Origin of the sequence: Blastococcus sp. DSM 46786, from assembly GCF_900109665.1 — a bacterium.
In the GTDB taxonomy this organism is placed as follows: domain Bacteria; phylum Actinomycetota; class Actinomycetes; order Mycobacteriales; family Geodermatophilaceae; genus Blastococcus; species Blastococcus carthaginiensis.
This window is the reverse complement of sequence record NZ_FOAO01000009.1, coordinates 129,474-150,098: the sequence shown is the minus strand read 5'-3', so window position 1 is coordinate 150,098 and position 20,625 is coordinate 129,474. Positions and strand designations below refer to the sequence as shown.

The window sequence follows — 20,625 nt, the reverse complement described above, 5'->3', positions numbered from 1 at the left end:
CCGTGCCCCGGTGGAGCCGCTGCCCGGCCGCCGTCGCCCGGGCCGGCGGCATGTCGAGACGGATACGGTGCGTAACGTTCGGGGGAACGCATGCTGCTGGACCGCCACCAGGCGAGCTCGGGAGCGGTGATCCTGCCGGGGGCTTCCGGCGGATCCGCCGCTGCCCCGGTCCCGCGCGCCCGGCTGCTGGCCCGGCGCGCCGCCCCGGCCTGGGTGCGGACCTACAGCCGGACGCTGGTCGCGGTGGAGACCGCGCTGGCCGCCGCCGCGGGCGCCACCGTGCTGGTCGCCCGCGCCGACCCGGCCGGGCCGGGCACGGTTCTCTTCTGGGCCGCGCTCGCCCTCGTGGCGGCCTGGCCGGTCCTGCTCGCGTGCACCGGCGCCTACTCCGAGCGGGTGTACGGCACCGGGAGCGACGAGTACCGCCGCGTCGGCCGCGCCGGGCTGCTCCTCCTGGGCACCACCAGCTTCCTGTCCTACGCCGCCGCGCTCGAGCTGAGCCGCGCGCTCGTCGTCGCCGCCCTGCCCGTCCTGGTGCTCGCCACGCTGCTCGGCCGGTACGCCGCGCGCACCCGCCTCCGCGGGTTGCGGGCGCAGGGGCTCTGCACCAAGAAGGTCGTCGTCGTGGGGCGCGGCGGGGCGGTGCTGGAGCTGGTCACGCGGCTGCAGCGCGAGCGCTTCGGCGGCCTGGAGGTGGTCGCCGCCGCCGTCACCCCGGACGACCGCGTGCGGGTCGCCGAGCGGGCCGGCGTGCCCGTCGGCGGCCTCGACGACGTCCTGCTCCTGGCCGGGACCTACGACGCGGACACGATCGCCGTCACCTCCGCCAGCGAGACGGCGGCGCAGTACCTCCGGCGGCTGTCCTGGCAGCTCGAGGGCACCGGCATCGAGCTGCTCGTGGCGCCGGGCCTGATCGAGGTGGCCGGCCCGCGGCTGCACATCCGCCCCTTCGAGGGGCTGCCGCTGCTGGCCGTGGAGGAGCCCTGCTTCGAGGGCTGGCGGCGCGTCGTCAAGGGTGGCATGGACCGTGCGGTCGCGGCGCTGGCGCTGCTCGTCCTCTCGCCCCTGCTGCTGGTCATCGCCGTCGCCGTCCGGTGCACCAGCGCCGGGCCGGTGCTCTACCGCCAGGAGCGCGTGGGTCTCGGCGGGCGCACCTTCACGATGCTGAAGTTCCGCAGCATGGTGATCGACGCCGACCGGCAGCTCGAGCAGCTGCGCGCGGAGAACATCTCCGACGGCCCGCTGTTCAAGATCCGGGCCGACCCGCGGGTCACCCCCGTCGGGCGGCTGCTCCGCCGGCTCTCCCTCGACGAGCTGCCCCAGCTGCTCAACGTGCTGGGTGGCGGCATGTCGCTGGTCGGTCCGCGCCCGCCGCTGCCCGCGGAGGTCGCGCGCTACGACTCCTCGGTGAGCCGGCGGCTGCTGGTGAAGCCCGGGCTCACCGGCCTGTGGCAGATCTCCGGCCGCAGCGACCTCTCCTGGGAGGAGTCGGTGCGCCTGGACCTGCGCTACGTGGAGAACTGGTCGCTGGCGCTGGATGCCGTGATCCTCTGGAAGACCGGGCGGGCGGTGCTTTCCCGCTCCGGCGCGTACTGACCTCCCCCTCGCGAGCGTCACCCGCAGGGGTCACGCGACCCCCCGGAACGGTCCACCGCGGCCGTCCGCTCGGCGAAGCTCCTGGAAGACGGACGCCGGGACGGCACCGAGCAGGTGACCGGCCCGCGCCCTCGGAGACGGACGGAGGGGCCATGCGGATCGCCATGGTCGGCACGCGCGGGGTGCCCGCTCGGTACGGCGGGTTCGAGACCGCCGTCGAGGAGGTCGGCCGCCGGCTCGCCGACCGGGGGCACCGGGTGGTCGTGTACTGCCGCACCGTCCCGGGGCGGACCGAGCGCCCCGGCGAGCACCTGGGCATGGAGCTGGTGCACCTGCCCGCGGCCCGCAAGCGATCACTGGAGACACTCAGCCACTCGGCGCTCTCCGTGGCCCACCTGGTGGCGCACCGCACGGACGCCGCCTTCGTCTTCAACGCGGCCAACGCGCCGCTGCTCCCGGCGCTGCGCACCGCCCGCATCCCGGTCGCCACGCACGTCGACGGGCTCGAGTGGAAGCGGGCCAAGTGGGGTCCGATCGGGCAGCGCTACTACCGGCTGGCCGAGGCGCTGGCGGTGCGCTGGTCCGACGCGCTCATCGCCGACGCCCAGGGGATCGCCGACTACTACCGGTCGGAGTTCGGGGTGCCCACCACCCTGCTCACCTACGGCGCCCCGATCATCGAGCCGGGCACCGGCAAGCTGGCGGAGCTGGGCCTCACCCCGGGCGGCTACCACCTCGCCGTCGCCCGCTTCGAGCCGGAGAACCACGTCGACGTCATCGTCGACGGCTACCGGCGCAGCGGGGCGCGCAAGCCCCTGGTCGTCGTCGGGTCCGCCCCGTACTCCGACGGGTACACCGCCCGCGTGCACGGGCTGGCCGACGAGCGGGTGCGCTTCCTCGGCGGCGTCTGGGACCAGGAGCAGCTCGACCAGCTCTACGCGCACGCCTACACCTACCTGCACGGCCACTCGGTGGGCGGGACGAACCCGTCGCTGCTGCGCGCCATCGGCGCCGGGACCGCGGTCCTCGCCTACGACGTGGACTTCAACCGCGAGGTGGTCGAGGACTCCGGCCGGTTCTTCGCCAGCCCGGCCGACGTCGCCGCACTCGTCGACGCCGCCGAGGCCTCTCCCGAGCGGGTGCGCCGGGCCGGGCGGCGCGCCCGCCGGCTGGCGCAGGGCTACGACTGGGACGAGGTCGCCGTCGGCTACGAGCAGCTCGCGCTGCGGCTGGCCGGACGGCGCGTGCCGAGCCGGCGGCCGTCGGGTCGGCGCCTCCCCGCGCCCATCTCGGTCCCGGCTCCGGTGCCCTTCCCGCGCCGCGCGGCCGGTGAGGAGAGGGTCGGGGGTGGACGCGTCGCGCCCCGGCACGATGTCATCTCCTTCCCGGGGGCCCAGCAGTGACCGTCACCGGCACGGTGCGGGCAGCCGCCGCACCGGCCGAGAGCGTCCGCGACACCATCCGCCGCCTGTCGGCCGCGCAGAAGGGCGCCCAGGGTGCGCCCGCGTACTCCCGGTTCGTGAACCGGAAGGCCGGCCGGGTGCTCGCGGCGCTGGCCTTCCACGCCCGTCTGACCCCCAACGCCGTCACCGGCATCAGCGCCCTGTTCACCTTCACGGGCATCGCGCTGCTGGCCCTCGTCCCGCCGTCGTGGGCGCTGGGTGCGGCGGTGACCGTCTGCCTGGCCGTGGGTTACGCCTTCGACGCCGCCGACGGTCAGCTCGCCCGACTCCGCGGCGGGGGATCCCCTGCGGGTGAGTGGCTGGACCACATGGTGGACGCCGTCAAGATCGCGAGTCTGCACCTGGCACTGCTGATCGGGCTCCACCGTTCCGGGGTGTTCGACGTCGACGCCCTCCTGCTCGTGCCGCTGGGCTTCTCCGTCGTCTCGGTCGTCCTCTTCTTCGCCACGCTCCTCAACGAGGCGCTGCGCGCGCAGCACGGCGCCCGCACGCGGGCGACACCGACCGGGGAGCGGCCCGGCATGGTGCGCTCCCTGGCCGCGCTCCCCACCGACTACGGGGTGCTCTGCCTCGTCTTCCTGCTCCTCGGGGCCCCGACGGTGTTCCTCGCCGCGTACGGCGCCCTGTTCCTCGCCACGGCCGGCTACCTGGCCCTGGCGTGCGTCACGTGGTTCCACGAGATCGGAAGGCTCGCTCCATGACCACCGGCACCTCGCGTCCTACCCCACCGTGGTGGTCGCGGCGACGCAGCGCGGTCGCCGCAGGCGCCGTCACGCTCATGGCCGCGCTCCTGCTCGCCGTCGCGCTCTGGGCCGGGGCCGGGGCCGGGGCGCCGGCGAACTCGCCCGCGGCAGTCGCCACCGCTACGTCGACCGGTGCGCAGGAGACCGGGTCGGACACCGGTCCCGCAGACGACGCGCCGGCGCCGTCGGCTCCTGCCGACGGCCAGGCTGCGCCCACAGGTGATCCCGCTGAGTTGCCTCCGAGCCTGGCAGCGGTCGGGCTGGACGCCACGGCCCGGATCGGCGACGGCATGACGGGGGCGTTGCTGTCCCTGCAGGCGGTGGAGGCGACGGCGACCGGCCCGGGCAACGTCGCGGGCCCGGCGCTCCGGGTCACCGTCCGACTGGTGAACGGCACCGCGGCGCCGGCGCCCCTCGACGGTGCCGTGGTCACCATGGCCTACGGGGCCGAGCAGACCCCGGCCTCGCCGATCGACGACCCGTCCGCTGCTCCGTTCGCCGGCGTCCTGGAGCCGGGCGGCGCGGCGGAGGGCGTCTACGTCTTCGGCGTCCCCGAGGACACCCGGGAGACCGTGACCGTCTCCGTCGGCTACCGGCCCGGCGCCCCTTACCTGGTGTTCAGCGGAGCGGCGGCCTGAGCTGCGACCGCTCCACCCGGCCCACGGGGCCCTGGCGACAGCCAGGGCCCCGTCGGCGTTCCCAGGGGGCTGAACAGGTGACGCACGGTCACCTCGTCAGGGTGAATGTGGACCCACCACCACGCTCCGTCACCGGATCGGGGGATGACTCGGGGCTCGTCCTCACGCTTAGTGTTCGCCAGCCGGTCCGAGAGGAACCGGTGTGCCAGCACGGCCGAACCGGGGGATGCACCTGATGTCTGCACGGACCACTGCGGCGCCCAGAGCGCTGCTCGCGGCGCTCGTCGCGCTCGTCACGCTCGTCGGAGCGCTGGGCGCAGGGCCGGGGAAGGCGCAGGCCGACTCCCTGCCACGCGACCCGGCCGACCCGGCCACACCCACGACGGTGACGGCGGACCCGCTCCCCACCGTGCAGATCGATGGCGTCGTGTGGTCGCAGGTCGTCGTCGGCACGACCGTGTACGCGGCCGGGAAGTTCACCAGTGCGCGCCCGGCCGGAGCCCCGGCGGGCACCTCCGAGACCCCCCGCACCAACCTTCTCGCCTACGACATCCGCACCGGGGTCCTCGACGCGTCCTTCGCGCCACGGCTCAACGGGCAGGCGGTCACCGTCACCGCGTCCCCGGACGGCTCGCGCGTCTACGTGGGCGGCGACTTCACCGAGGTCGACCGGCTGCCCCGCCCCCGCGTCGCTGCCTTCAGCACCGCCACGGGACAGCTCGTCGAGGACTTCCGCCCGGCCGTCAACGCCAAGGTCCGCACGATCGCCGCGACCGGCAGCACTGTGTACCTCGGTGGCGACTTCACGGCGGTCGGCTCGACCGGCCGCAACAAGCTCGCCGCCGTCTCCGCCACCACGGGTGCCCTGCTGCCGTGGGCTCCCCAGCCGGGGGTCGGCTCGACCGCCGGCAACAAGGACGGGAACAAGGCCACCAGCAACGCGGTGCTCAGCCTCGTGGTGACCTCCGGTGGTGCCCAGGTCGTCGCGGCCGGCCGGTTCGACAGCCTCAACGGCACCAAGGCCACGGGCGTGGGCGCGCTGGACGCGCAGACCGGTGCGACCCTCCCCTTCGCGGTCAACCGGTACATCACCAACCAGGGCGTGAACTCGGCGATCTGGAACCTGAGCACCGACGGCACCGACGTCTACGGGACCGGCTACAACTTCTACGGACCGGGCAACCTCGAGGGTCTCTTCGCCGCGGCCGCCGACGGCGGCGCGGTGCGGTGGTTCGTCGACTGCTACGGGGACAGCTACTCGACCTACGCGACCGGTGACGTCGTGTACTCGGCCTCGCACGCCCACGACTGCGCCAACATCGGCAGCTTCCCGGAGCAGAGCCCCAAGCGGATCCACATGTTCGCCAACGCCTTCAGCAAGGCGGCGGTCGGCACCAACTCCGGGTCCATCGGCAACCCGCTGCGCGGTCAGCCGGCCCCTGCCCACCAGGCCTGGGCACCGGCCTTCGTGCCGGGCACCTACACCGGCCAGGGCCAGGCCGGCTGGACGGTCACCGGCAACGGCGACTACGTCGTCTACGGCGGCGAGTTCCCGTCGGTGAACGGGTTCAAGCAGCAGGGGCTCGTCCGTTTCGCCGTCCCCTCCATCGCGCCGAACAAGGTGGGCCCGAAGACCGACGCCACGTTCACGCCGACGGCCACGATGGTGCACGGGGCGGTCCGCGTCGGCTGGACGGCGGTCGCCGACGCCGACAACGAGCACCTGACCTACCGCGTGCACCGCGACAGCGCGGACTCCGCACCGGTGTGCGAGGTCACGCAGGCCTCCCTGTGGTGGCGGCTGCCGATCTACGGCTGTGCCGACACGGGTTCGACCGCCGGAGCGCACCGCTGGCTGGTGACGGTGACCGACCCCTTCGGCAACCAGCGGTCGTCGGCCTGGACGACGGCCACGGTGCCGGCGGCCAGCGCGGGCACGCAGCGGCCCTACCTGCAGGCCGTCTCCGCGGACGGGGCGATCGACGTCTGGTCGCTGGGCGAGCCCTCGGGCTCCACCGGCTGGGACTACGCCGGACAGATGGACCTGACGGTCAACTCCGGTGTGACGCGCGCCGTGCAGGGCGCGATCCAGGGCGATCGTGACACCGCCACCCGTTTCAACGGTTGGACGTCGGGCTTCGCCGCCACCCGTACCGCCGTCACCGGACCGCAGGTGTTCAGTCTGGAGACCTGGATCCGGACGACCACGAGCTCGGGCGGCAAGATCCTCGGCTTCGGCAACGCGCGCACCGGCACGAGCACGCAGCACGACCGGAACGTCTACATGGACAGGCTCGGCCGGCTGTCGTTCGGGGTCTACCCGGGCACGCAGCGCACGGTCACGGGCCCGGCGTCGTACAACGACGGCAAGTGGCACCACGTCGTGGCCACGTTGAGCCGCCAAGGGATGGTGCTCTACGTCGACGGGGCGCGCGTCGCTGCCCGCACGGACACGGTGAGCGCGGAGCAGTTCAGCGGGTACTGGCGGATCGGTGGTGACACCACGTGGGCCGGAGCGCCGTTCTTCGCCGGCCAGATCGACGAGGTCGCGATCTACCCGACCGCGCTCTCGGCCGAGCAGGTCGCCAGGCATCACCTGCTGGGCAGCACCGGAGAGCTGCCGAACCAGGCGCCGACGGCGGTGCTGGAGTCGGCGGTGACCGAACTGTGGGTGTCGCTGGACGGGTCGGGTTCGACCGATCCGGATGGTTCGGTCGCCGGGTACGTGTGGGACTTCGGGGACGGTTCGACCGGTACCGGGGCGACGGCGTCGCACGCCTATGCCGAGGCGGGCACCTACTCGGTCGTGCTGACGGTGACCGATGACGACGGTGCGACCGCGACGGCGACACGGGAGGTCACCGTGACCGCTGCGGAGGCCGGCGCGCCGTTGGTGGCCGACGGCTTCGAGCGGTCGGTGGCCTCGGGATTCGGGGAGGCCGACCGGGGCGGTGCCTGGGCGACGGTGGGTGAGACGTCGGTGTCGAGCGGGGCCGGGCGCCTGCAGCTGGGTGTCGGCAGGTCGGCGTCGGCGTACCTGCCGGGGGGCGCGGTGGCCGACGTGGCGACGCAGGTCGCGGTGTCGATGGATGCGCTGCCCACCGGTGGCGGGGCCTACGTCTACCTCGCCGGCCGGCGGTTGGAGGCGGCGGACTACCGGGCGTCGGTGAAGGTGACCTCCACGGGCAAGGTGGTGCTGGGTCTGTCGCGCCTGGAGGCCGGCCGGGAGACCAAGCTGACCGCGGTCGAGGTGGCCGGGGTGCGGTACACGCCGGGTGCGGTGCTGTTGATCCGCCTGGAGGTCACCGGCACCGGGACGACGGCGCTCAACGCCAAGGCGTGGCTGGCCGGCACGGCCGAGCCGACCGGCTGGCAGACCGCGGCCGGTGACAGCACCCCGGCGCTGCAGAAGCCCGGTGGGGTGGGTGTGGCGGCGTTCCTGTCCGGCTCGGCGACCGCTCCGGTCCAGGTGCGCGTCGACGACCTGTGGGCCGGCCTCGCCGGCACGACGCCGGCGACCGAGACCCCGCCGCCCCCGCCGGCGAACGTTCCGCCGGCCGCGGCGTTCGGCACGGCGGGGAAGGGACTGGCAGCGGAGTTCGACGGTTCTGCCTCGGCGGATCCCGACGGCTCGATCACCGGGTACTCCTGGGACTTCGGTGACGGCGCGACCGGCAGCGGTGTGACGGCGACGCACACCTACGCGGCGGCGGGTACCTACGAGGTCCGCCTCACGGTGACCGACGACGACGGTGCCACCGGGACGGTGACGCAGGCGGTCGCGGTCAGCTCCTCTTCCGCTCCTCCGGCGGCGGCTGACGACTCCTTCGGTCGGACGGTCGGGGTCGGCTGGGGTTCGGCCGACACCGGAGGTGCATGGTCCACGACCACGGGGACGTCGGTCTCGGACGGGGCCGGGCAGCTGCAGCTGGGCGCCGGCCGGTCCTCGTCGGCGTACCTCGCCGAGGTGGCGGTCACCGACGTGGCCACGCAGGTGGCGGTGTCGATGGATGCGCTGCCGACCGGTGGTGGCGGGTACGTGTACCTGGCCGGCCGGCGCCTGGAGGCCGCGGACTACCGGGCGTCGGTGAAGGTGACGGCCGCGGGCAAGGTGGTGCTGGGTCTGTCGCGGCTCGAGGCCGCGCGGGAGACCAAGCTGGCCGCCGTGGAGGTGGCCGGGGTGACCTACACCCCGGGTGCGGTGCTGCGGGTCCGGCTGGATCTCGCCGGTAGCGGGACGACGGTGCTCAACGCCAAGGCGTGGCTGGCAGGCACGGCTGAGCCCGCGGCCTGGCAGGTCACGGCCAGTGACAGCACTGCGGCGCTGCAGGGCCCCGGTGGGGTGGGTGTGGCCGCATTCCTCTCCGGCTCGGCCACCACGCCGTTGAGGGTCTCGGTCGACGACCTGTGGGCGGGTCCGGCCGGCACGACGCCGACGAGCACCACGCCGCCGCCCCCGCCGGCTAACGCGGCGCCGACGGCGACGTTCGAGTCGGCAGTGGCCGGGCTGACGGTGTCGGTGGACGGGTCGGCCTCGGTGGACGCCGATGGTTCGGTGACCGGGTACGCGTGGGACTTCGGTGACGGGTCGACCGGATCCGGGGCGACGGTGTCGCACGCCTATGCCGAGGCGGGCACCTACTCGGTGGTGCTGGCGGTGACCGACGACCGCGGTGCGACCGGGACGGTGACCCGGCAGGTGAGCGTCACCGGTCCGGTGACCGCGCCGGAGGAGGGCGCGCCGCTGGTGGCCGATGGCTTCGAGCGGTCGGTGGCCTCGGGCTTCGGGCTGGCCGATGTGGGTGGTCCCTGGACGATGGCCGGTCCCGGCTCGGTCTCGGGTGGGGCCGGTTCGCTGGACCTGGCGCCAGGGTCCGCCTCCTCCGGGTACCTGACCGGGGTCGCGGTGGCCGATGTGGCGACGCAGGTGGCGGTGTCGATGGACGCGCTGCCGACCGGTGGCGGGGCCTACGTCTACCTCGCCGGCCGGCGGGTGGAGGCGGCGGACTACCGGGCGTCGGTGAAGGTGACGGCGACGGGCAAGGTGGTGCTGGGTCTGTCGCGCCTGGAGGCAGGGCGGGAGACCAAGCTGACCGCGGTGGAGCTCACCGGGGTCCGGTACACGCCGGGTGCGGTGCTGCTGGTCCGCCTGGAGGTCACCGGCACCGGGACGACGGCGCTCAACGCCAAGGCGTGGCTGGCCGGCACGGCCGAGCCGACCGGCTGGCAGGCCACGGCCGGCGACAGCACCCCGGCGCTGCAGAAGCCCGGTGGGGTGGGTGTGGCGGCGTTCCTGTCCGGCACCGCGACCGCCCCGGTCCAGGTGCGCGTCGACGACCTGTGGGCCGGCGCTCCCGGCACCGCCCCGGGAGCTCACCCCGCGGGGTGACGGCGCCTGTCCGGACCGGTCACGACCACCGGGGGCGCTGACAAGGTGGTGCAGCCCCGTCCCGCCTCCTCCGTGGAGGGTCCGGGACGGGGCTGTCCAGCAGGTGCACCCGGCGCCCCGCCCAGTGGAAGGACCCGACGATGAGCGCGTCCCTCGTCGTGCGCACGGCGACGGACTCCGCCGGGCCGGGTCTCTGGGCCGCCGTGCGCCGCAGCGCCGGCGCCAAGCTCGTGGTGCTGCCGGTGTCGGCCCTGCTCGGCGTCGTCCTCACCCGCCTGGTCATCGACGCGTTCGGCGTTGCGGCCTTCGCGCAGTACGGGCTGCTGGTCGCGCTCGGCGCGCTGCTGCCCTTCGCCGACCTGGGCATGGCCGCGGCGGTGATGAACGCGGTGGCCGCGAGCCCGGACCCGGGGTCGGACCCGCACGTCCGGCGGGTGCTCGTCACGGCCACGCGCGCCCTCCTCGGGTCGGCCGCGGTCCTGATCGCGGCGGCGCTCGGCCTCTGGGTGCTGGATCTCTGGCCGATCCTGCTGGGCGAGGGGCTGCTGCCCGGACAGGGGCCGGCGGTCGCGACGCTGTGCCTCCTGCTGATCGCGGCGGCGCTGCCCGTGGGTCTCGGTCAGCGGATCCTCGCCGGTCTCGGCAGCAATCACCTGTCCGTCGTCGTGCTCGGCGCGCAGACCCCGCTGGTGCTGGCGGCCGTCGCCCTGCTCGTCTGGTGGGAGGTGCCCGCGGGCGCCGGCCTGGCCGTGGTCGCCTACGCGGTCACGCTGATCCTGTCGGCGGTCCTCACGGTGATCGCGGCACGGCGTCTGCACCCCGTCGTCGGCCTGGCCCTGCGGGACGCGATGCGCCTCCGCACGGTGCGCGGTGCCAGGGTGTTGGACGTCGCGTGGCCGATGCTGGTCCAGATGCTGGCGCTACCGCTGGCCATGCAGAGCGATCGCATCGTCCTCAGCCACCGGACCGGCAGCACCGTGCTGGCCGAGTACAACCTCGCCGCGCAGATGTTCACCCCGGTCTGGGCGGTCGTGAGCGCCGGGGGCATCACGCTGTGGTCGACGTTCGCCCGCGCGCGGGCCCGGGGCGAGTCGGTCTCGCCTTCGTCGACGGCCCTGGCCTTCGGGGCCGCGGCCGCGGTCATGGCCGGGGCGGTCGCCCTCCTGTCGCCCGTCCTCGCGGGCTTCGCCTCCGGGGGGAGGATCACGCTGGGGGTGCCGCTCGTCCTGGCCTTCGTGGTCCTGATGACGCTGCAGGGGCTCAAGTACCCCCTCGGCATGGCGATGACCGATGCGGCGGGCCTCCGCTACCAGGCCGTCATGATCGTGCTGATGCTGCCGGTGAACGTCGGCCTGTCGTGGTGGCTGGCCGGTCACCTGGGGGCGGTGGGGCCGGTCGTCGGTTCGATCGTCGGCGTCGCCGCGTTCCAGTGCCTCGCCAACGCCTGGTACGTCCGCCGGCACGGCCCCGGCCGGGTCGCCGCGTGAGCCGGCCCGTCGCCGCACCCGTGCGGGAATCCGGCCGGCTCGGCCTGGTCGTCGTCAACTACGGCTCGGTGCGCCTCGTCGAGCAGAACCTCGGGCAGGTCGACCTCACCGGGCTATCGGTTCACGTCGTCCTCGTCGACAACCGCACCACCGAGGCCGAGGCCGACGCCGTGCGAGCCCTGGCCGCCGCCCGCGGGTGGCAGGCGGTGCTGCTCCCGGACAACCGAGGCTTCGGCGGTGGTGTCAACGCCGGGGTGGCCGCGGCGCGGCAGGCCGGGTGCGCCGTGTTCCTGATGCTCAACCCCGATGCCACCGCCGATCCGACCGTGCTCGACGAGCTCCGGCTGGAGTGCCTGCGCCGGCCCGACGCGCTCGTCTCCCCGCGCGTGCTCCGGCCGGACGGCTCGGTGTGGTTCGACGGCGCGCTGCTCGACCTGGCCGACGGTGCCACCCGTGGGGGCGGCGCGGCCGCCCTGCGCTCCCCGCCCGCCGGCACGCAGCCGTGGATCACGGGTGCCTGCCTGGCCCTCCACCGGGAGCTGTGGGACCGGCTGGGCGGGTTCGACGAGTCGTACTTCCTCTACTGGGAGGACGTCGACCTCAGTGCCCGCTGCCTGGCGGCCGGCGGAGCGCTGGTGCTGCGCGAGGACCTGGTGGCCCACCACGACGTGGGCGGGACGCAGGAGCGCGGTGCGGGGCGGGCGAAGTCAGCCCTCTACTACCGCTACAACTGCCGCAACCGCCTGCTCTTCGCTGCCCGGCACCTGTCCCGCGCCCGGATGCTCGCCTGGGTGTGGCGGACGCCGCGGGCGACCTGGGACGTCCTGCTGCGCGGAGGACGGCGCCAGCTGCTGCACCGGCCGGGTCTCGCTCTCGCCGCCGTCCGTGGCAGTGCCGAGGGCCTCCGGTACGCGCTGGCCGCGCCGGCCCGCCGGGCACCCGCCTCCGGGCGCGCCGGCCGGGTCCTCGTCGTCCACCCGGGCGCTGAGCTCTACGGGTCGGACCGGATGCTGGCCGAGTCCGTGGCCGGCCTCGTGGGCCGGGGGCGCCGGGTGACCGTCGCGCTGCCCGGACCGGGGCCGCTCGTGCGCGTGCTCCGGGACCTCGGCGCGGAGGTCGTGCACTGCCCGATGCCCGTGGTGCGCAAGTCGGCGCTGTCACCGCGCGGCGCGGCCGTCCTGCTGCGCGACGTCGTCCGCGGGGCCCTCCCGGCCCTGCGGCTCGTGCACCTGTGCGGCACGGCGGGCGTCTACGTCAGCACGCAGGTCATCCCGCTCTGGGCCCCGCTGGCGCGGCTCCTGGGACGTCGCGTCACCACGCACGTCCACGAGGCCGAGGGCAGCGCGCCGTGGGTGCTGCGGTTCCTGCTGGCCCTGCCGGTCCTGCTGGCGGACCGGATCGTGCTCAACAGCAGCTACAGCCGCGACGTCCTCCTCGGTGCGCTGCCCGGAGTCCTCGCCCGGCGGGCCCAGCGGCGTTCGAGGGTCGTCTACAACGGAGTGGCCGGTCCGCCGCGCGGCACCGCGGCCCGTGCCGAGATCACCGACCGCTTGCGCCTGCTCTACGTCGGCCGGCTCTCCCCGCGCAAGGGACCGCACGTCGCGCTCGCTGCGCTGGCGGACCTGCGGGGCCGGGGTGTCGACGCGGAACTCGAGCTCGCCGGTTCGGTCTTCCCGGGCTACGAGTGGTACGAGGCCGAGCTCCGCGAGAAGACCACGGCTCTGGGACTCGACGACGCCGTCCGGTTCTCGGGGTTCGTGGACGACGTGCCGGCGGTGCTCGCGGCCTCGGACGTGGTGCTGATCCCCTCCGTCCAGGACGAGCCGTTCGGGAACACCGCCGTCGAGGCCGTGCTGGCCGCCCGGCCGGTGGTGGTCAGCGCCACCAGCGGCCTGCAGGAGGCCGTGCGCGGCTTCGGTTCGGCGCAGGCCGTGCCGCCGCTGGACCCCGGGGCCCTGGCCGACGCGGTCCAGCGCGTCGCCGGCTCGTGGGCGAGCTACGCGCGCACCGCGCTCGCCGACGCCGCCGCGGCCCGCGGCCGGTACGACGTCGCTCGCTACCGGTCGGAGATCGCCGACATCGTGACCCAGGGGGGGACGACGTGATGACGACGTACACACCCATCCGCGGCCTGGCGGTGGCCGTGGCCGTGCTGACCTTCCGGCGGCCCGGGGATCTGGAGGCCGTCCTCCCGCACCTCGTCCGGCAGGCAGGGGAGCTGCGCTCGCGAGAGTGCGCCGTCGAGGTCCTCGTCGTGGACAACGACGCCGGCGGCAGCGCCCGGCAGACCGTGCGACCGTGGGCGTCGGACGGCGTCCGTTACGTGGTGGAGCCGGTCCCGGGGATCGCCGCTGCACGCAACCGGGCACTCGCCGAGGCACACGGAGCCGACCTGCTCGTCTTCATCGACGACGACGAGCGACCGCACGACGGCTGGCTGGGGCTCCTGCTCGACACCTGGCGCAGCACCGGTGCGCAGGCGGTGGCCGGCGCCGTGGTCTCCGAGCTGCCCGGGGAGATGGACGCCTGGGCCGGCGCAGGGGACTTCCTCCGCCGCCGGCGGCTGAGGACGGGTACGCCGATCGACGTCGCCGCCACCAACAACCTGTTGCTCGACCTGTCCTTCGTGCGACGGCACGGGCTGCTCTTCGACGAGCGGTTCGGGCTCAGCGGCGGCAGCGACACCCTGTTCACGCGCCGGCTCGTCGCCGAAGGCGGGCTGCTCGTCTGGTGCGACGAAGCGGTCGTGACCGACCAGGTGCCCGCCGACCGGCTCACGCGCGAGTGGGTGCTCCGCCGGGCCTTCCGGTCGGGCAACACGGCGGTACGGGTGGACGTCGTCCTGGCCGCAGGGCCGGGTGCACGCACGGTGGCGCGCGCCCGGGCGGCGGCCCGCGGCTCCGCCCGGCTGGCCGGGGGAGGGGTGCGCTGGGCGATGTCGTCCCTGGCGCGGGCCGACCACTCGGCGGCCCGGGGTCTGCGGACCGCAGCCCGGGGAGCGGGGATGCTCGCCGCCGTCGCGGGGATGGTCTACCGCGAGTACCGACGGGATCCCGCGCCGCCGGGGGCCGCCCGCCGGTAGACCTCCGCGTGCACGGCGGCGGCCCTGTCCCATTCCCGCCGGGACAGGTCCGGCCGCGGCGCCCGGGTCCCCGTGCGCAGGGCTGCGAGCACGTCCAGGAGCGTCCGTGCGCTCAGCTCACCGGCATAGCGGTGCACCCATCCCGGCCCGACCTCTGCCGACAGGTCGGCGGTGACCTCGTTGTCGGGGACCAGGACGGGACGGTCCAGGGACAGGGCGAGCAGGGCGGCGCCGGAGTTGTGCATCTCCTTGTACGGCAGGACGACGAGCTCGGCCCCCGTCACGGCGGCGACCAGCTCCGCGTCGTCGAGGTGGCGCAGCGTCAGACGGACGTCGTCGCCGTCGCGGACGGCCGAGCGCACCTCCTGCTCGGTCGCCGCCGAGTCGGGGGCGCCCGCGACGTGCAGGGTCAGCGTCGGGTCGGCTGCTCCGGCATCCGAGAAAGCCGCGATCAGGCCCGGCAGGTTCTTGTACGGCCGGATCAGCCCCACGGACACCAGGTGCCCTGGGCGCGGGTCCCGTCGCGGGTGGCGATCGAACCAGCCCCGGTAGTGGCCGTGCGCGATCGTCACGCCCCAGACCCCGTCGGTCGCGGGTGTCCGGTCGTTGAGCCGCACGTGTGCGGTGGTCCGCCGTTCGAGGCGCCGCAGCAGCCGTGCTGCGATCCCGGACCGCTCCTGGTGCGGACGCAGGTTGTGCACGGTCTGGACGATCGGCGTCCTGCCTAGGCGCAGGCGCAGCAGCAGGCCGGCGAAGAGGACCTGGCGCACGCTCGTGCGCAGCGAGCCGCGGCCGCTCACCAGGATCTCCGGCCAGTGCACGTGGAACACGTCGTACCGGCCGATCAGGGCCCGGCGCCACGAGAAGGTCTCGACCTGCACCCCCGGCAGGTCGTCGAGCGCTTCCCGCAGCATCACCAGGTACGGGTTGGTCGTCGGCCGGGGTTTGGGGAAGGACTGCAGCACGCGCACCGGCCGTTCCACGGTCGCGCCTCCTCTCGGCGAGCCCCCGCTCCGGGTTGCAGTCTCCGGGCCGGGTCGTCCGCGGTTGCGGCCCGCGGGTGACGGACCCGCCTATGCTCACACGCTGTGCGTCCTACGCTGCACAGGCGTGCGCGTGTGTACGACAACGTGCGCAGCGCGCACCTCGAGCGCGCCCACCAGCTGGCACCGGCGAGCATCCTGTACCGACGGCAGCGCTACGACTTCGACCCGTCGCTGGCCGAGGGCCTCGACCTGCACCAGGGGGGCCTGATCGTCTCGGCGATCACCATCCTGCGGTCCGACCTGTCGATGGTGGAGGTCAACGAGCCGCTGATGCGCCAGAGCGTCGCCCGGACGGCGGCCCTGGTCGCCGTCGCGCGAGGCGCGGCACGGCTGCGCGGCCGCGAGCTGAGGCTGACCGCGTACGCCATCGAGAACCGGGACCCCTTCGGCCAGGTCGGTCGCGCGGCCGTGCGGGCCCGGGCGAGGGCGGTGCTGGACCGAGCAGCCGGCCGCTACGTCGCCCGGCGGCTGGACCGGGTCGCCTTCGGGACCGCGGCGGCGGAGAGGCTCTACGACTCCGTGCTGGGGGAGGAGCTGTCGCGGGCACGCCGGACGGTCGTCCCGGCGCTGTCGGCACCGTGCGGCTGCGTTGCCGACGGCGGCCCCGGAGAAGGACGGGTGCTGTTCCTGGGGGCGCTGACCGACCGCAAGGGCGTACCGCTCCTCCTGGAAGCCTGGCCCGAGGTCGTCGCGCGCCGGCCGGACGCCCGGCTCACCGTGGTCGGGTCGGGACCGCTGCAGCCGGCGGTCGTCGATCTCGCGTCCCGCGAGCCCAGCGTGCAGCTGCTGGTGGGGCCCCCGCGGGCGCAGGTGCACGCGCTGCTGCGGGCGTCGTCGCTCCTGGTCCTGCTGTCGCAGCGGACGCCGACCTGGCGGGAGCAGGTCGGGCTGCCGATCGTGGAGGCGCTCGCCCACGGCTGCCCGGTCGTCACGACCACCGAGACAGGGATGGCGCGCTGGTTGACCGACCACGGCCACGACGTCCTGGCACCGGACGCACCGGCGAGCGAGGTGGCCGCCGTCGTCGTCGCGGCGCTCGACCGGCGTCGTCCGCCGGAGTCCGTGCTGGCCGACCTGCCGCGGACGGACGGGCGGCTCGACGCCGACGCCTGGCTGTCCGCCTCCGGCTGACCCGGGACGGCTGCGCCCGGGTCAGCCGGCGTCGGCCGGCACCGGGCGTGCCGCCCCGAGAGCCAGCAGCACCGCGAACAGCACGGCGGTCGAGGTCCACGCGAGCGTGTCGAAGGACGCGAACATGAGGACGACCACCATCGCCCCGGCGCGGGTGCTGCGGTCGCCGCGGAGCAACCCGATCATCACGGCGAGCACGAGGCAGAGGGTGCCGACCAGGCCGGCGAGCGCGAAGGTGGTGACGAGCTGGTTGTCCACCGCGAAGAAGCCGTCCTGCTGGAGGAGGCCGTCGGCGTAGAGGGTGCGCAGGGATCCTTCACCGCTGCCGAACAGCGTCTCGGGCAGCGGGCGGCCGAGGAGGCGGCCCACCGCTTCCAGTGCGCCGAGCCGGTGGGTCAGGGAGCCGGTCCCCTCGAGGGAGGTGAGGGCGGCGTGCTCGGAGACGTCGCTGACCAGCAGCGCGAGCCCCGCGCCCAGGGCCACGAGGACGCGACCGGCCGCCCCGGCCCTGGTGGCGCCCGGCCACAGCAGTCCCGCGACCACGCCGACGAGGAGCACGATGGCGGCGCTGCGGCTCCCCGAGAGGAGCACGCCGGAGCCGAAGGCCGACGTCAAGGCCACGCGGGCGGCCGGCCCGGGTCTCCGCGCCGTCGCGGCGAGCGCCGCGGCCGCCGCCATCAGCGTCCCGAAGGGGATGGGGTGGGCCATCGTCCCGGTGGTCCGGCCCCCCACCGCGGGCAACAGCGGGTTGGTGCCGAACAACGAGCCGGCCTCGCCGAGCAGCCCCCAGGGGGCGGGCGCCCCGAGGAAGGCGCTCGCGGCGGCGCACGCCAGCTGGGCCAGCGCGAGGGTGAGGACGACGGTGACCACGACGTCCCGGTCGGACGGCCCGCAGTACGCGGCGAGCAGGCAGCACCCGGCGAGCAACGTGGTCGTGAGCAGGCCCTGCACGAGATCCCGGAGGGACCCGTGGTGCTGGGTCGACAACGCGGCGCACGCTCCCGACAGCAGGAGCAGCACGGCCGGGGCGGACCACCGCAGCCGGGTAGCGTGCAGCCAGGCGCACCACAGGACGGCGACGATCGCCGTCGCCAGCATGCCCCAGGCGACGTTCCCGGAGACCCGCGAGGTCGGGACGAAGGTGACCAGGACCAGGACGGCGCCGAGGACGGCGCCGGGCCGTGCGAGCAGCCCGGAGGGAGCCGGATCCGGCCGGGTGCCGGACCGGTCCGGCAGGAGGGCGCCCGGCGTGGTCACCCGACCAGTCTGGGGTCTGCCGGAGCTGGGGACGGGGGACGGGCACGGGGCTACCCCCACGGGGTGATCACGGTCGGCGAGCGGCTCGTCACTGGGTAGCGTCCTCCGGGACGGCCCCCGTCACAGTTCCGCGCCCAGAGGAGAACCATTGAGCCTGTCCGTCTTCCTCGGGCTGATCCGACGGAGATCGTCCTGGCTCGTCGCCGGGGTCGTCCTCGCGGTGGCCGTCGCCGGGGTCGGCTCCTTGACCGCCACCCGCCTCTACACGGCCGAGGCCAGGCTCTTCTTCACCCTCGAGTACGGGGATTCGGCCGGTGACCTGGCCCAGGGGTCCAACTACCTGCAGAGCCAGGTCGCGTCGTTCGCGCTCCTGGCCGAGACGCCCACGGTGCTGGGCCCGGCCGGCGAGGCCCCCGACGTGGCCGCCGGTTCACGGTCCCTGGCCGCTCAGGTGTCCGCGTCGGTGGTGCCGGAGACGGTCGTGGTCCAGATCTCGGCGACCGACCCCTCGCCCGCCCGCGCCGCCGCCATCGCCAATGCCGTGGCCGCCGAGCTGGAGCTGGCCGTCGAGGGTCTCTCCCCGGCGGGCGAGGACGGTTCCCCCGCCGTCCGCGCCACGACGGTCGCGCCGGCCGGCGTGCCGGGCGCACCCGTGTCGCCGCGGACCTCGTTGAACCTGGCCGTCGGTGTGCTGGCCGGACTGCTCCTCGGCTGCGGCCTGGCCCTCGCCCGCGACCGCCTCGACACCCGCGTGCGCGACGCCGCGGTGGTCGCGCAGCTGACCGGGCTCCCGGTCGTCGGCAGCATCCCCACGCGGCCGTCCGGGTCGACGGCGCACCCTGCCGTGGACGCTGACCCGCACGGGGTGGTAGCCGAGGCGGTCCGGCAGTTCCGGACGAACTTGCAGTTCCTCGGTATGCAGGACGAGGAGCGCGCGGGTGCACGGATCGTGGCGGTCACCTCGTCGCGATCGGGTGAGGGCAAGTCCACCGTCGCGGTGGAACTGGCCGCTGCGCTCGCCGAGACCGGTACCCGGGTGCTCCTGGTCGACGCCGACCTGCGTCGTCCGACCATCGCGGACAGGCTCGGCCTGGAGGCGGCCGCCGGTCTGACGACGGCCCTGCTCGGCCGGGCATCCGTGGCCGACCTGGTGCAGGAGTGGGGGACGGCCGGGCTGCACGTGCTCCCCTCGGGGCCCGTTCCCCCCAATCCCAGCGGGTTGCTGGGATCGCCGGTCATGCGCCGGTTGCTCGAGCGGCTGCGGGACGACTACGACCACGTCGTCCTGGACACCGCGCCCGTGCTGCCGGTGTCGGACGCTGCCGTGCTGTCCCGCTCGGTTGACGGCCTCGTCGTCCTGGCCGACGTCACCCGGGTCCGCCGGGCGCAGCTGTCCCAGTCGCTGCACTCGCTGGCGCAGGTGCAGGCCACGGTCCTGGGCGTGGTGCTCAACCAGGTCCGTCGCGAGGCCGAGGTCTACGGCTACGCGGCCGACGTCGTGGCGGGGACTGATCGACCGGTACCGACCGCGCCCGCCCCGCTGCCGGCCGCTCGGTCCGCCGAGGCCGCCGACCGCCCCGCGTCGCGGAGGTGACGGGCGGAGCCGGGGCCGGTCGGGACTTCCGCATCCTCATCCTCTGCGCGGCCAACGTCTGCCGGTCACCGCTCGCCGAGGGTCTCCTCCGAGCGGAGCTGGGCCCTGGCGCCGACGTGCACGTCACCAGCGCGGGTCTCCGGGTGCGAGCAGGCGACCGGGCCTGCACGACGATGGCCGCGGTGGCAGGCGTCCCGGTCCCGGACTCCACGGTCCGGCAGGTCGGGCCCGAGCTCCTCCGGCGCGCGGATCTCGTCCTGACCATGACGCGGGCCCAGCGGGCCGCTGCGGTGAACCTCGCTCCGGCCTGCGTGCGGCGGACCTTCACGCTGCGGGAGTTCGCCGAACTCGCGGCCCTGGCCGCCGGGGAGCCCGGTCCGGCCGAGGCCCGGTCCCCGGGGTGGCGGCTGGACGCGCTGGCCGCGGCCGCGCCCCGGTTCCGAGCCCGTCGGGCAGCCGGCGTCCACGACGACATCGATGATGCCCACGGCCACGGCGCGATGGCCTACGCGCGGACGGCGGGGGATGTGCGACGGGCGGTGGCCGGCATCGCCGGCCTGGCACTCGACACACCGGCTGTTCACCGTGGGTGACGGAGAAGTCGCTGTTCGGGGCACGGTGCCCTGCGCGGCGCCTCGCCCCTTCGGGTGACGTCCGCCGCCGTTGTCACTGAGAGTCACCGATCTCCGTTAGCGTCGCTCACGACACGACATCCACGGGGGGATCGCATGACGGTGATCGGCTATGCGCCGGGGGCCTACGACCTGTTCCACGTCGGGCACCTCAACATCCTCAAGCACGCGGCGCAGCACTGCGACCGGCTGATCGCGGGCGTGGTGTCCGACGAGATGCTGGTGCTGGGCAAGGGGCGCGCGCCGGTGATCCCGCTGGCCGAGCGGATGGAGATCGTGCGCAACCTGCGGTTCGTCGACGCGGTGCACGCCGAGGTCGTCCCCGAGAAGATCGACACCTGGCGCGAGGTCGGGTTCGACGTCCTGTTCAAGGGCGACGACTGGCGGGGCACCCCCAGGGGCGAGAAGCTCGAGCGCGACTTCGCCGAGGTCGGCGTCCGGGTGCACTACTTCCCGTACACCATGCACACCTCGAGCACGCTGCTGCGCAAGGCGCTGGCCGCCATCGACGCGCAGCAGCCGGTGGGCCGCGTGGCCCGCGCCCGCACCTCCTGAGGAGGTCGTTCG

The 20,625-nt window shown here is 74.7% G+C and carries 14 protein-coding genes; 12 read left to right on the top strand and 2 right to left on the bottom strand.

Annotated elements, in window-relative coordinates:
• The first annotated feature begins 90 nt into the window (after window positions 1-90).
• From BMW62_RS10325 to BMW62_RS10290, 8 genes are all read left to right on the top strand, one after another.
• Entirely contained in the window at window positions 91-1,596 is a 1,506-nt protein-coding gene (locus BMW62_RS10325; protein ID WP_091930772.1) for a sugar transferase, read from the top strand.
• Window positions 1,597-1,748: 152 nt separating this feature from the next.
• On the top strand, window positions 1,749-2,999 hold the full coding sequence (locus BMW62_RS10320; RefSeq protein ID WP_139206240.1) for a DUF1972 domain-containing protein: 1,251 nt from the start codon (window positions 1,749-1,751) through the stop codon (window positions 2,997-2,999).
• The gene (locus tag BMW62_RS10315; RefSeq protein ID WP_091930771.1) at window positions 2,996-3,760 is read left to right on the top strand and encodes a CDP-alcohol phosphatidyltransferase family protein; all 765 of its coding nucleotides are present in this window, start codon (window positions 2,996-2,998) and stop codon (window positions 3,758-3,760) included. The genes BMW62_RS10320 and BMW62_RS10315 overlap by 4 nt, the downstream gene beginning before the upstream one ends.
• Complete coding sequence (locus BMW62_RS10310) at window positions 3,757-4,440, top strand: hypothetical protein (RefSeq protein ID WP_091930770.1); 684 nt, start codon at window positions 3,757-3,759, stop codon at window positions 4,438-4,440. The genes BMW62_RS10315 and BMW62_RS10310 overlap by 4 nt, the downstream gene beginning before the upstream one ends.
• 235 nt (window positions 4,441-4,675) lie before the next feature.
• Window positions 4,676-9,829 (top strand): PKD domain-containing protein, encoded by a 5,154-nt coding sequence (locus BMW62_RS23460; RefSeq protein ID WP_139206239.1) that lies wholly within the window; start codon window positions 4,676-4,678, stop codon window positions 9,827-9,829.
• A gap of 140 nt (window positions 9,830-9,969) precedes the next feature.
• Window positions 9,970-11,316 (top strand): lipopolysaccharide biosynthesis protein, encoded by a 1,347-nt coding sequence (locus BMW62_RS10300; protein WP_091930768.1) that lies wholly within the window; start codon window positions 9,970-9,972, stop codon window positions 11,314-11,316.
• Complete coding sequence (locus tag BMW62_RS10295) at window positions 11,313-13,421, top strand: glycosyltransferase (protein ID WP_170852317.1); 2,109 nt, start codon at window positions 11,313-11,315, stop codon at window positions 13,419-13,421. Before BMW62_RS10300 ends, BMW62_RS10295 begins: the two co-directional genes overlap by 4 nt.
• On the top strand, window positions 13,421-14,398 hold the full coding sequence (locus BMW62_RS10290; RefSeq protein ID WP_091930766.1) for a glycosyltransferase family 2 protein: 978 nt from the start codon (window positions 13,421-13,423) through the stop codon (window positions 14,396-14,398). Before BMW62_RS10295 ends, BMW62_RS10290 begins: the two co-directional genes overlap by 1 nt.
• Here the strand turns inward: BMW62_RS10290 and BMW62_RS10285 are convergent.
• Entirely contained in the window at window positions 14,347-15,381 is a 1,035-nt protein-coding gene (locus BMW62_RS10285; protein WP_091930765.1) for a glycosyltransferase family protein, read from the bottom strand. The two genes, BMW62_RS10290 and BMW62_RS10285, sit on opposite strands and share 52 nt — an antisense overlap.
• Before the next feature lie 135 nt (window positions 15,382-15,516).
• Here BMW62_RS10285 and BMW62_RS10280 point away from each other — a divergent pair, with 135 nt between their 5' ends.
• Window positions 15,517-16,575 (top strand): glycosyltransferase family 4 protein, encoded by a 1,059-nt coding sequence (locus BMW62_RS10280; RefSeq protein WP_211435070.1) that lies wholly within the window; start codon window positions 15,517-15,519, stop codon window positions 16,573-16,575.
• A 21-nt stretch (window positions 16,576-16,596) separates the two neighbouring features.
• On the opposite strand, the gene BMW62_RS10275 is transcribed toward BMW62_RS10280, so the two are convergent.
• Window positions 16,597-17,832: a hypothetical protein gene (locus BMW62_RS10275; protein ID WP_091930763.1), complete on the bottom strand. Its 1,236-nt coding sequence runs from the start codon at window positions 17,830-17,832 to the stop codon at window positions 16,597-16,599.
• Between the two features lie 148 nt (window positions 17,833-17,980).
• Between BMW62_RS10275 and BMW62_RS10270 the strand changes: the two genes are divergently transcribed.
• From BMW62_RS10270 to BMW62_RS10260, 3 genes are all read left to right on the top strand, one after another.
• The gene (locus tag BMW62_RS10270) at window positions 17,981-19,426 is read left to right on the top strand and encodes a tyrosine-protein kinase domain-containing protein (RefSeq protein WP_091930762.1); all 1,446 of its coding nucleotides are present in this window, start codon (window positions 17,981-17,983) and stop codon (window positions 19,424-19,426) included.
• Window positions 19,423-20,019, top strand: a complete 597-nt coding sequence (locus tag BMW62_RS10265; protein ID WP_091930761.1) for an arsenate reductase/protein-tyrosine-phosphatase family protein — start codon at window positions 19,423-19,425, stop codon at window positions 20,017-20,019. Before BMW62_RS10270 ends, BMW62_RS10265 begins: the two co-directional genes overlap by 4 nt.
• A gap of 135 nt (window positions 20,020-20,154) precedes the next feature.
• The gene (locus BMW62_RS10260; protein WP_091930760.1) at window positions 20,155-20,613 is read left to right on the top strand and encodes an FAD synthase family protein; all 459 of its coding nucleotides are present in this window, start codon (window positions 20,155-20,157) and stop codon (window positions 20,611-20,613) included.
• Window positions 20,614-20,625: the final 12 nt, after the last annotated feature.